Here is an 11,689-nt window from a genome sequence, read left to right on the forward strand (position 1 = left end):
TCCTTTTACTACTAACATTCGAGTTAATCACTTTGCAGTGCTTCAATAGGATCAAGCTGTGACGCTTTGATCGCGGGGTATACACCAAAAATAAGGCCGACTAACGCACAAATACTAAACGATAGCACGATGGCGGTCATTGACCACGATACCGCCCACTGCGAGTACATAGAAATAATTTCAGACAAGCCAATACCAAATACCACACCCAGTAGGCCACCTAAAATAGAAATGGTAAAGCTCTCGGCAATAAATTGTATTCGAATGTCTTTTTGTGTTGCACCAATAGCACGCAGTAAGCCAATTTCTTTAGTGCGTTCAAGCACCGTCGCCAACATGATATTCATAATACCGATACCGCCAACCAAGAGTGAAATGCCTGCCACGCAGGACATCACAATATTAAATATTTGCTGGGTTTGTTTTTGCTGGGCTAATAACGCGGCAGGAATAACTAATTCAAAATCATCAATATCACTGTGGCGATTTTGCAGTAAATGTTCCAGTGCTTGTGCGGCAACAATTGGATCAACCGATTTATCAATGGCTAGTTTCAAGCTGCTGACTTCACTATCAAGTAAGCCACTCTCAAAGCGGTGTAATGCAGTACTAAGTGGAATAAATACTTGGTTTTGTTCGTTACCAAGTTTGACTCCTTGAAATTCTTTTTTCTTTAAATAAGGCGCTTGTAAAATACCGACTACTTTAAACCATAAGTGGTTAATTTTTATTTGTTGACCGAGTGCGTCACCTAACGGAAATAGTTGCTTGGCAGTATTTGCGCCAAGCATTGCCACTTGAGCAAACCGTTGTTGATCGTTTTTATTTAATATACGCCCAGCAAATAGTTGAAAATGTGACAGCTGAAAATAATTAGCGCTTACACCTACGGCATTGGCGTCGCTGTTGTTGTATTGGCTAAAAATATGATACGTCTCGATGGTTTTTTGTGCGGCAAAATCGGTAACAAAAGGCAGCGAGTCGTGGGCAACTTGGGCATCACGCAGGCTTAAACCGGCCGAATGCTTACGTTGCTCTTTGAGTTCTTTTTCATCGAACTCTTTGCCATTAACAATCAAATTATATAACCCCATAGAGTCAATCATTTTCATGGCTTCACGTTCAGCACCTTCACCAATATTGAGCATAGCAATGACGGCACCGACACCAAATATCATCCCTAATAAAGTCAGTAAAGTACGTAACTTATGCTGTGCAAGCTCTAAGGCGGTGTCGATAAATAAAGTTAAATATTTCATCAGATGTCCTTTATATCAATGAGTGAGATCACATCATTAGCAGCTAAACCTGCGAGGATCTCTACATGACTAAGGTTATGTTTGCCTAATAAAACGGTCTTTTTGACAAATTCGCCAGCTTCTTCAACATAGACATAATGCGCATTTTGTTCGGTAAAAACACTTTGTTTGGGTACCACTAAACGCTCACTTTGCGGTGTCACTAAAATAGTCGCATTGAGTTTTAAACCCGGGCGTAAAGCGTTATTTTGCTGATTTATCGTTGCTTTTAGCTCGTAAAATTTTTGTGGATCGCCGCGTTTTATTGATTTAGGAAACGGTGATACTTCAATTAACTCGCCACTAAATTGCTGCTCAGGCAATGCAATAAGTTTGAATGTAAGTGACTGACCTACGGATAAATCGATTGCTTCACGTTCAGACACATATAACATCAACTGCATTTGGCTAACATCAGGCAGTGCTGCTATTTTTTGACCAGGCCATAAGGATTCACCCGCTCGCGGTTTTTCGCCGCGCCAATTAGTACTATGGGTTAATAAGCCATCGTGAGGGGCGATGATCTCAAGCAATGATAGGTTAGTGTTCAATGTTGCTAATTTTTGTTTGTATTGGTCTTCTTTCATTTTTAATAACATCAACTCTCCGGTGGCACTTTGCTCAAAACGGCCAGTTTGCCAGTCGTAGTAGTTATGCTTTGCATTTAAAAACTCAACATTTTGTTGTGACTCTAAAATATCTAATTTAGAGCGAATACGTTCATCTTCAATTGAGTAATCTTCGGCAAATTGCTTTTCTTCATTAACCAATACAATATCGTGTTCTAAAATAGTCTTATCTTTATCTATTTCTCCTGATTTTTGTGCTAAATCTTGCGCAGCTAAAGCCGCTTGGTTGGCGTTCTTTTGGCTTTGCCGACGCATTTGTTCGCCATCAAAACGAGCAATGACCTGACCTTTTTTAACTTGGCTATATTCTGGCATTAACCACGCTAAAGTTTGTGGCCCACGGCTTGATGCTGGCGCAACAATTAGGGTTTCATTTGCTGCGATCAAATGCCCTTTGGCTTCAACCTCAGTTTTAAAACTGTGTTCACTAACCGTATAAGTGAGCGCGTTTTGAATTTCATGTTCTTCTGAACAACCGCTGATAAATAAAGCCGTAACAATTAAGCTAAGTGCAAAACACGTTTTCATAATTTTACCTCGTCGCCTAGTTGTAGGCCGCTTTTAACTACGGCGAGATTATCGGTAAAGTGACTTATCTCTATAAATTGTTTGTTATTTTCAGTGGTTGTAACATAGGGACCTTGTTGATCATATTGCAAACTGGTTAAAGGAATACTTAATACTTGAGGTAAGCGAGCTGTGGTGATTTCTAAGCGCGCAGTAAGTCCTGGGCGAATAACACTGGTGTCAATATTATCAATACTAACAATGGCATCCACAATCCGACGCTTATCTTGATATGACTTTTCTCTAAATACACGACCCAAACTCTTTATTTTCCCTGACACAACTAGTTCGCTACTGCCATCAATGGTTATTTTAACGGTTTGCCCTGGGGCAATTTTACCGCTGTCGGGTTCATCAATTTGTGCTTTTACTTGCATATTTTTAAGTACAGCAAGCTCAATAACAGGCTGACCATATTGCACACTTTCACCAATGGATGACTTTTCACCTTCATAATTGGTTTTATAAATTACCAGCCCATCAATTGGGGCTTTTACCTTAAGGCGTTCAATATCTTGCAAATACCCGTCTACCTCACTTTGCAGCCGTGCAACTTTGCTTTGCACCATTTTTAAGTTTAGTTCTTTGCTCTGTTGCTGAAACGCTTGCTTACTTTTAGCAAGTGTTAGATCGTTGTTTGCAATAGTAAAATCAATTTGTGACTTTTTACGTTCAACTTCAGAGCGGGATTGATCAATAATCTCTGCTTTGCGTTTAGCTTTATCGTAGTTCATTTTCATTTCGGCAACGCTGAGGGTCAGTTCTTGCTCTTTGATAAGCTCTTTATTTTGCGCATTTTCGAGTTGTTTTTTTGCTCGCTCTAATGAAGATTGTTTGTCGATTAGCTTATCGCGAACTTGCTTGTCGTCAAACGATACCACCACTTGGCCTTTTTTAACTTGGGTGTTTTCCGCTAGCATAGTCTTAATTTGGTATTGCCACATACGAGCAACCGACGGCGGGGCAATGATCGCACTGGTTGATGACTCCAGTTCGCCATTGGCATTAACCGTGATAGCAATATCACTCTTTTTCACCAGATAATATTCTTGCTTATCGTCATTACATGCAGTTAATAGCAACATACTCAATATTATGCATAAAACGTTATGATTCATCAGAGTCTTCTCCGATTGTTAATTTTGCACTCATGCCTGGTAACAGTTTTAAATTCTGAGCGTTAAAGTTAAAGCGAGTTCTAAAGTAGGCATCTTTGCCCCACTGAAGGCGTTCTTCTGGCTGAGTTGAAATTTCGCTTAAAGTCGCATTGAGCGGCTGTTGTAAATAGGCGTCAAATAACAATTGCGCCTGTTGGCCAAGTTGTAAATGTTGATAATCAATTTCGTGTACCCAGGCTTCAATGTAGAGTTCACTCATGGCCGGTATTTCGACAATTTTCCAGCCTGGTTGGGCTGTCATACCGACAAATGCTTTTTCGCCATTCCACGGATGGTTTGCATATAAAACGGGCCCTGTACGCTGTGCCTTAATGCTCATACTTGCCAGTTGCGTTTTATTGTATGCAAGGTCTGTTTTTAGTTGTTCAATAGTCAGTAACTGCTTATTGCGCGCAACGGTGTTTTCAGTTTTAACTTGGCTGAGTTCTTCGGATGATTTTTGTTTATTGATCAGGGCTTTTTCAAGTTCGAGCTGATTTTTTTGATAATCATAGGTACTCAAGTTAGCGTGTGGAATAGCTGCATCAATACGGGCACGCGCTAGTAAAAGCTCCGTGCGCTTAAAGTTAAACTCAGCTTCTATTTGTTTTTCTTGATTGCTGGTAGTGATCCTAAGCAGCTCTTCTTCGGCGGCCTCTAAACTTACTTCATCTTGTTCAATTTCAGTGGCAATCGAGCCGCTATCAAACACCACAACAACATCATCTTGTTGCGCTATTTCGCCTTCTTTCATCATCCATTGCACTTGTACTCGCCAATTGTCTGATTTTGGAGCATAAAAAATTTGCTTATCGCTGGCTTTTAGCTCACCGCTGAGTAACAAACTTTGCGCATTGCTTGAGAAAGCTAAGCTGCAAAGTAATAATCCTAAACAGGCTTTGAAACATTGACTTTTTAACATCCGCTATCCTCTATGACTATGCCATCTTTCATCCGAATAATTCGCTTAGCATAAGCAGCAATATCTTCTTCATGGGTTACCATGACCAAAGTATGTCCTTGTTGGTGGAGTGAGCAAAGCAACTGCATAATTTCATGAGACGTTTTACTATCGAGGTTACCCGTTGGTTCATCAGCAAAAATGACTTTTGGCTCGTTTACTAATGCTCTGGCAATAGCAACTCGTTGCCGCTGACCACCGGACATTTCAAAGGGTTTATGGTGTGCGCGATTTTGCAAGCCAACTTTATCCAGCATCGCCATAGCGCGCTCACTGGCTTGCTGTTTTGGGGTGTCAGTATAGCGCAGCGGCAAAGACACATTTTCTTGAGCACTAAGGCGAGTTAATAAGTGAAAGGTTTGAAATATAAAGCCAATTTTTTTATTGCGGATAGCTGACAAGCTTTCGTCATCTATTTCTTTAATACTTTCACCAGAGAGCAAATAACTGCCTGAGGTTGGTGTATCGAGACACCCAAGGATATTCATTAAAGTCGACTTCCCTGAACCGGAAGCGCCCATCACGGCGACAAACTCACCTTCTTCAATATGTAATGAAACATTACTTAATGCAATGACTTGCGTTTCGCCTGCACCATAAGTACGGCAAAGATTTTCGACCCTGATCATACAGTTACTTTTGTTTTTATTATTATCTGATTAGTTAAACTAGCGAGTTTTATAGCGAGACACAAGTCCAAATATAGTAGTTAAACATACGTCTATTTGCAGCCTTTAATTGTTTTAACATTTAAAGGCTAATTTAATCATTGTCAGTTAACAATTGCGTGGTTTTATATTTCATTTATTGCGTTTTAGCTAAGAGTTGTGCGGGTTTAGCGAATATTTTTTGTTACAAAAAAGCCAAGTAATTCGATAAAAACTTCTTGGCTGGCTTTATGGTAAAAATCATACAGCATATTCAGAGTGTTATACCCACATCTAGGTTAAATTGCTGCAACCCACATAACACCGACTTCTTTTTTTACCACTTTTACATGGGTGCCAGCACTTAGTGGTTGCTGGCTTTTTAGTTTCCAGCTCACTCCGGAATACGAGTAGGTACTAACACCTAACTCATCAACATCGCTAGTGAGCACAAAATCAAGCTCAGCAAAGTCACTTTTCACTTCTTTATTATCAACATTCTCTTGCATGCGTTTTAGCGGTTTCCATAGTAAAACAGCGCATGCGGCGGTGATCAAGGTGTTACTCCAAAGTGCGGTGGTTAATGAGTCTTCTAACAGCGCGAAGTTCATCATTAATCCAGTTGCAAATAATGATATACCCAAAAACAATAATATAAAGGTCGACATTCCCAGCACTGCTACTTCAATTATCAGTGCCAGTACACCTAAGATCATCAGTGTTTGGGCTAAATTATTGGTAATGAACTCCATAGTTTGCTCCTTTACAGCTTAACCTTTTTGTTTGGTATTTAAGGTATTAATAATCGACATCGCTTGCGCTACCATAGAGCTGGCATCGGTGCCGTTATCGGGTAATAAAACAACTGACGATTCTTTAGCAATGGCTTGTTTCGCGGCAATGGCTTTTGAGGCGAGGTCTAATTGAATGGCTTTTTGACCTTGCTCAGTATCAGCTGCTTCACCGACTTTACGTAGTGCATCAGCTTGTGCTTCGGCTACCGCAATAATGGCTTTAGCTTCACCTTCAGCACGCAGGATTTGTTCGGCTTTTTCTGCCTCAGCGGCTAGTACTTGCGCTTGTTTTTTACCTTCAGCGACATTGATATTAGCTTGACGATCACCTTCTGATTCTAAAATTTGTGCACGTTTAACACGTTCCGCTTTCATTTGTGCTTCCATCGCTTCCATTACTGATTGCGGTGGCACAATATCTTTAATTTCATAACGTAATACTTGAATACCCCAAGGATCTGCGGCTTGGTTAATTGCCGCAACAATATTAGTATTTAGTACATCACGTTCTTCAAAGGTTTTATCTAGCTCCATTTTACCAAGCTCTGAACGCATCGTTGTTTGCGATAATTGCGTAACGGCAAACACATAATCATCAACACCATAAGTGGCTTTGTATGGATCCATCACACGGAAATACAATACACCATCAACAATCAATGAAATATTATCTTTGGTAATAGCAGATTGCGACGGCACATCTTGAGCTTGCTCTTTTAAGCTACGATCAGCGGCAATACGATCAACAAACGGCACAATAAAGTTTAGGCCTGCTTCTTTAGTTGATTGATACTTACCAAAACGTTCAATGAGCCACGCACGGTTTTGCGGCACAAATTTAACACTACTTTTTAGCAGTACTAAAACAAAAATGAGTAAAAACGCCTCAACAGTGAATAACATGTTGAGAACTTGCGTTATCGGGTCCATAGATACTCTCCTTTAATAGTGGCCAATATGGCGTGTCACTTAAATACCAATCGAATTAAATATTTAACCATTCTAGCGTGCTAAATAAAGCGCTAACTGCGTTATAAATTTTTCATGTAGAACAACTACATGTCAAAATTTATGCCTTGTTATCACTCCATTTATCGGTCGCTATAAATGGTCAGTAACTTAATACGATTGGTATTTTTAATTTATATATGTGACTAACCCTACATTACCATTGAGCTGTAAGCCCAGCTAGTGAAAAATCGTGACAAAGTATGTCGGTAAGTTAATTACGATTGCAATATTATGGTCATGTTTTTTGAAGATGCACACAGAAAGTATGTTTGATTTTTGAACTAAAGCAAATCGTTCAGGCAGAAAAGGAAGTCTGTTTGTGAGCCTCTCAGTTAATTTAAGATTAGCAAACTCAAAGTGAATACCTTACATAGTTAAACTCACCTTCATATAAGAATAGACCCCGCACCATGTTTAGCTCAAAACAAAGTGCACATTTTTTCAAACAATGTAAATATGTACTTGGTGCTGCTGATAATCCTTATCTAGATTTGTTCAGCGGTTCAACAGAACAAGTGCATCGCAAATTCTTTGCGTTTAGTGATTTAAAAGATAAACTTATTGATGGTAAGTTTGATTCTTATGGATTAAGTAAAGTTGCCACGATACCTTGGTTTTAACCCTTTATTTTTCTCTTTAAAATTTTCTATAAAAACAATGGGTTATAACATATCGTTTTTGATAAGGTAAAATAGTAATATTTAACCTAATGGCTTGTTGTAACTTATTTTTATGCTGATATTCTATAGTTTACTGCCGCACAGGCAGCTTAGGTGATGAGTGACCGAAACGAAGTTTCGCAGCGCGAAGAAGTGAGGTCATGGCAGATTTTTGTTCCCGACAAAATCTAAGTACCTAAATCCATTTAGGCAATGACCGATGTGACCAAGCTCCATGGACGGATTGTTAAACCTTTGGTTTATTTGAAGTACTGTCGCGCCAGCAAGCTTAGCGCCTACGGTGGATAATATTGAAAATGGTGTCGTATATTTGTGCGCCAGCAAGCTTAGCGCCTACGACACAGACCGCTTAGGTGGCGAGGCAGTGGAACGAGTTTTTTGATCACTATTCGGCGCTAAAGCGATCTCCTACAAGCCACACTACGGATGTTTACGGCGACGATATGCTTAACGTGCTAAGCACGAGCTACAAATTATTTCATGGTTTTTCATTTACCCTCACTGTCTGTTTTTTTGTGCAAAAAATCGTTAAGTTCTAGGTAAATGATTTGCAGAGCTGCATTTGTATGTGCTGAAGAACTGTTTTTAGCGAGTTCGGGCGATTTCTGATTGCTATTTATATTACATTTTGAGATATTATTTATAATATAATATTAACAGGAAATAGTAACAGATGACTCTTCCCAGTTCTCAATCTGCAAATGCAATCCGCATGCTTGCTGTCGATGCCGTTCAAAAAGCTAATTCAGGTCACCCAGGTGCACCAATGGGGATGGCCGATATTGCTGCTGTACTTTGGCAAAACTTTCACCGCCACAATCCATTAAATCCTGATTGGCCTAACCGCGACCGGTTTGTGTTGTCAAACGGCCATGGCTCTATGTTGCAGTACGCATTACTACATTTAAGTGGTTATGATGTCAGTATTGAAGACATTAAACAGTTTCGCCAACTGCATTCTAAAACGCCGGGTCACCCAGAGTATGGTTATACACCAGGGGTTGAAACAACAACAGGGCCACTTGGTGCTGGTATTGCCAATGCTGTTGGAATGGCAATTGCTGAAAAAACCTTAGCTGGACAATTTAATAAACCACATTTTGATATCGTTGATCACTTCACTTACTGCTTTTTAGGTGATGGTTGTTTGATGGAAGGTATCTCTCATGAAGCATGTTCATTAGCAGGTACATTAAAGTTAGGTAAACTCATCGCTTTTTGGGATGATAATGGCATCTCAATTGATGGCGAAGTAGAAGGCTGGTTTACTGACGATACCCCAAAACGCTTTGAATCATACGGTTGGCAGGTTATTAGTGGCGTTGATGGTCACGATATGGCCGCGATTGCCAGTGCTATTGAAGCTGCGCAAGCTAACCCAGATCAGCCAACGCTTATCTGTTGTAAAACGGTGATTGGTTTTGGTTCGCCCAATAAATCGGGTAGTCATGATTGTCACGGTTCACCACTGGGTAATGATGAAATTGCAGCGGTTCGTGAGCAACTAAATTGGCCACATCCAGCGTTTGAAATTCCTCAAGATCTATACAATGAGTGGAATGGCCAAGCCAAAGGCCAAGATTTAGAAAGCGCATGGCAACAAACCTTTGCCGCTTACAGCAAAGCACACCCAGAGCTGAGTAAAGAATTTAACCGCCGTGTAACGGCTAAATCATTACCGAGCAACTTTGCAGAAATTGCTGATCAGTACATTGCCAAGTGCCAAGAAGATATGCAAAACATAGCAACCCGTAAATCATCACAAAATGCCATTACCTTCTTTGCTGAGCATTTGCCTGAACTTATGGGAGGCTCCGCTGATTTAGCCGGTTCCAACTTAACTTTATGGCCTGACGCGAAAGGCTTGCAAGATGATGCTGCCGGTAACTATGTATTTTATGGCGTACGCGAGTTTGGCATGAGCGCGATAATGAATGGTATTGCGCTGCATGGCGGCTTTATCCCATTTGGTGCAACTTTCTTAATGTTTATGGAATACGCGCGTAATGCTGTGCGTATGGCGGCATTGATGAAAGCACACAGTATTTTTGTGTATACCCATGATTCAATTGGTCAAGGTGAAGATGGCCCGACCCATCAGCCGATTGAACAAATTGCTAATTTGCGTATGACGCCAAATATGTCGACTTGGCGCCCATGTGATGAAGTTGAAACAGCGGTTGCATGGAGTCAGGCTTTAATCAAAGAAGCTGGCCCAAGTGCATTGATCTTTAGTCGCCAAGGTACTAAAGCAATGCCGCGCACTAAAGAGCAACTAGCGAATGTTGCTAAAGGTGGCTATATCTTAGTTGATAGCGAGCACACACCTGAGCTGATCATTATTGCCACTGGTTCTGAAGTTGAATTAGCGGTTAATGCAGCAGCTGATCTAACTGCGCAGGGTAAACAGGTTCGTGTTGTATCTATGCCATGTACCAATCAGTTTGACTTGCAAGATAAAGCCTATCGCCAGAGTGTATTACCTGTTGGTGTTGCTAAAATTGCGGTAGAAGCTGCACATAGCGATTTTTGGTATAAATATGTTGGCCAAGATGGCGATGTACTAGGTATGACTACCTTTGGTGAGTCAGCGCCAGGACCAGTTCTGCTTGAATACTTTGGCTTTACTGTGAGTAACCTAGTTGCTAAGGCTAATGCGTTACTAGACGCTTAATTGTTTTGAACTTGGGTTAAAAATTTACCTGAACAAAAAGCCCGCTGATTTAATTAAATCAGCGGGCTTTTTTATTTGCAGAATTGATTTTATATAACGACTGAAGCTTAGATCAGCTCAGCTAGAATGGCTTCTAGTTTTTCTTGGTCAATTGCAAATTGGCGAATACCTTGGCTTAGTTTTTCAGTGGCCATGGCATCTTGATTCATTTCCCAGCGAAATGCTTGCTCAGTCATAGGCGTTGGCGGGGCAACTGTTTCAGTAGCAGCAGTCAGTTGACGCGCTAATGGGGCATCTGTTGCGGCTAGTTCTGATAATAGCCCTGGGCTGATAGTTAATCTATCACAACCTGCCAGTAATTGGATTTCGCTGATGTTTCTAAAGCTTGCACCCATAACGATGGTTTTATAATCGTGCTTTTTGAAGAAGTTATAAATATGTGCAACAGACTGTACGCCTGGATCATTAGCACCGCTAAAATCGCTATCAGTTTGGTTTGCTTTATACCAATCAAGAATACGACCAACAAAAGGCGAGATTAAATAAGCACCTGCTTCAGCACACGCACGAGCTTGAGCAAATGCAAACACCAACGTTAGGTTACAGCGAATACCTTGTTGCTCGAGTACTTTTGCTGCTTGAATACCTTCCCATGTAGACGCCACTTTGATCAGTACGCGCGAGGTATCAATATCTTGCTCTTTATAGAGCGCAACAAGCTCAAGGGCTTTATCAATAGTTGCTTGAGTGTCAAACGATAAGCGCGCATCTACTTCGGTAGACACTAACCCTGGCACTTGAGCCATTAAATTTGCACCAATTAGTACCGACAGTTTGTCAGCAGCTTTGCTGATCACCTGTGCATTGTCACTTGTTTGTTGCTTAGCCCAAGCAACGGCTTCAACAGCCAGTGGGCGGTATTTTTCAATTTTAATCGCATTGAGCAATAACGATGGATTGGTAGTGGCATCTTGCGGCTTATATTGATCGATCGCTTCAAAATCACCGGTATCAGCAACCACAGTGGTCATGGTTTTTAATTGTTCTAATTGGCTAGACATAGACATCCTATTTTCATCATACAAAATAAATTAACGGCTTTTAGCATTGCTTATGACATGGTTTAAGCCCTTTATTAGTGCAAAACATTAGTTTAAAGGGCACAGGTGTCACGAATATTTCAGAATAAATCTGTTAATAATATTTTTATAATACCTTTACAACCCGTCATTATTGATATTATCATACAAATAACAGTAATGACTAACATT

10 protein-coding genes are annotated in these 11,689 nt (G+C 40.5%); 2 read left to right on the plus strand and 8 right to left on the minus strand.

Going from position 1 to position 11,689, the window contains the following annotated elements:
- Window positions 1-23: 23 nt before the first annotated feature.
- The 7 genes from PSR9079_RS00615 to PSR9079_RS00645 all read right to left on the minus strand — a co-directional run bounded on the left by PSR9079_RS00615 (window position 24) and on the right by PSR9079_RS00645 (window position 6,983).
- Window positions 24-1,259: an ABC transporter permease gene (locus PSR9079_RS00615; RefSeq protein WP_145234192.1), complete on the minus strand. Its 1,236-nt coding sequence runs from the start codon at window positions 1,257-1,259 to the stop codon at window positions 24-26.
- Window positions 1,259-2,455: an efflux RND transporter periplasmic adaptor subunit gene (locus PSR9079_RS00620; protein ID WP_149980035.1), complete on the minus strand. Its 1,197-nt coding sequence runs from the start codon at window positions 2,453-2,455 to the stop codon at window positions 1,259-1,261. Before PSR9079_RS00620 ends, PSR9079_RS00615 begins: the two co-directional genes overlap by 1 nt.
- Window positions 2,452-3,612, minus strand: a complete 1,161-nt coding sequence (locus PSR9079_RS00625; protein WP_149980036.1) for an efflux RND transporter periplasmic adaptor subunit — start codon at window positions 3,610-3,612, stop codon at window positions 2,452-2,454. Before PSR9079_RS00625 ends, PSR9079_RS00620 begins: the two co-directional genes overlap by 4 nt.
- Window positions 3,602-4,573 carry an HlyD family secretion protein gene (locus PSR9079_RS00630; RefSeq protein WP_149980037.1) on the minus strand — a complete coding sequence of 324 codons (972 nt, stop codon included), beginning with the start codon at window positions 4,571-4,573 and terminating at the stop codon, window positions 3,602-3,604. Before PSR9079_RS00630 ends, PSR9079_RS00625 begins: the two co-directional genes overlap by 11 nt.
- The gene (locus PSR9079_RS00635; protein WP_149980038.1) at window positions 4,567-5,241 is read right to left on the minus strand and encodes an ABC transporter ATP-binding protein; all 675 of its coding nucleotides are present in this window, start codon (window positions 5,239-5,241) and stop codon (window positions 4,567-4,569) included. Before PSR9079_RS00635 ends, PSR9079_RS00630 begins: the two co-directional genes overlap by 7 nt.
- Before the next feature lie 317 nt (window positions 5,242-5,558).
- Entirely contained in the window at window positions 5,559-6,011 is a 453-nt protein-coding gene (locus tag PSR9079_RS00640; protein ID WP_149980039.1) for an NfeD family protein, read from the minus strand.
- Between the two features lie 18 nt (window positions 6,012-6,029).
- Complete coding sequence (locus tag PSR9079_RS00645; protein WP_145234179.1) at window positions 6,030-6,983, minus strand: SPFH domain-containing protein; 954 nt, start codon at window positions 6,981-6,983, stop codon at window positions 6,030-6,032.
- Between the two features lie 491 nt (window positions 6,984-7,474).
- On the opposite strand from PSR9079_RS00645, the gene cas6f reads away from it, so the two are divergent.
- Entirely contained in the window at window positions 7,475-7,684 is a 210-nt protein-coding gene (gene cas6f / locus PSR9079_RS00650; RefSeq protein WP_149980040.1) for a type I-F CRISPR-associated endoribonuclease Cas6/Csy4, read from the plus strand.
- Window positions 7,685-8,417: 733 nt separating this feature from the next.
- Complete coding sequence (gene tkt, locus PSR9079_RS00655) at window positions 8,418-10,418, plus strand: transketolase (protein WP_149980041.1); 2,001 nt, start codon at window positions 8,418-8,420, stop codon at window positions 10,416-10,418.
- A 107-nt stretch (window positions 10,419-10,525) separates the two neighbouring features.
- Here tkt and tal read toward each other — a convergent pair whose 3' ends face one another.
- Window positions 10,526-11,479 carry a transaldolase gene (gene tal, locus PSR9079_RS00660; protein WP_149980042.1) on the minus strand — a complete coding sequence of 318 codons (954 nt, stop codon included), beginning with the start codon at window positions 11,477-11,479 and terminating at the stop codon, window positions 10,526-10,528.
- Between the last annotated feature and the right edge of the window lie 210 nt (window positions 11,480-11,689).

It is taken from the genome of Pseudoalteromonas rhizosphaerae (assembly GCF_902498845.1).
GTDB classification, from domain to species: Bacteria; Pseudomonadota; Gammaproteobacteria; order Enterobacterales; family Alteromonadaceae; genus Pseudoalteromonas; species Pseudoalteromonas rhizosphaerae.

What these genes read in the sequence shown, in the direction of transcription:
- tkt (WP_149980041.1), top strand. Translation starts at nt 8,418, where the DNA reads ATGACTCTTCCCAGTTCTCAATCTGCAAATGCAATCCGCATGCTTGCT.
- PSR9079_RS00640 (WP_149980039.1), bottom strand. Translation starts at nt 6,011, where the DNA reads ATGGAGTTCATTACCAATAATTTAGCCCAAACACTGATGATCTTAGGT.
- PSR9079_RS00645 (WP_145234179.1), bottom strand. Translation starts at nt 6,983, where the DNA reads ATGGACCCGATAACGCAAGTTCTCAACATGTTATTCACTGTTGAGGCG.
- tal (WP_149980042.1), bottom strand. Translation starts at nt 11,479, where the DNA reads ATGTCTAGCCAATTAGAACAATTAAAAACCATGACCACTGTGGTTGCT.
- PSR9079_RS00625 (WP_149980036.1), bottom strand. Translation starts at nt 3,612, where the DNA reads ATGAATCATAACGTTTTATGCATAATATTGAGTATGTTGCTATTAACT.
- PSR9079_RS00635 (WP_149980038.1), bottom strand. Translation starts at nt 5,241, where the DNA reads ATGATCAGGGTCGAAAATCTTTGCCGTACTTATGGTGCAGGCGAAACG.
- PSR9079_RS00630 (WP_149980037.1), bottom strand. Translation starts at nt 4,573, where the DNA reads ATGTTAAAAAGTCAATGTTTCAAAGCCTGTTTAGGATTATTACTTTGC.
- PSR9079_RS00615 (WP_145234192.1), bottom strand. Translation starts at nt 1,259, where the DNA reads ATGAAATATTTAACTTTATTTATCGACACCGCCTTAGAGCTTGCACAG.
- PSR9079_RS00620 (WP_149980035.1), bottom strand. Translation starts at nt 2,455, where the DNA reads ATGAAAACGTGTTTTGCACTTAGCTTAATTGTTACGGCTTTATTTATC.
- cas6f (WP_149980040.1), top strand. Translation starts at nt 7,475, where the DNA reads ATGTTTAGCTCAAAACAAAGTGCACATTTTTTCAAACAATGTAAATAT.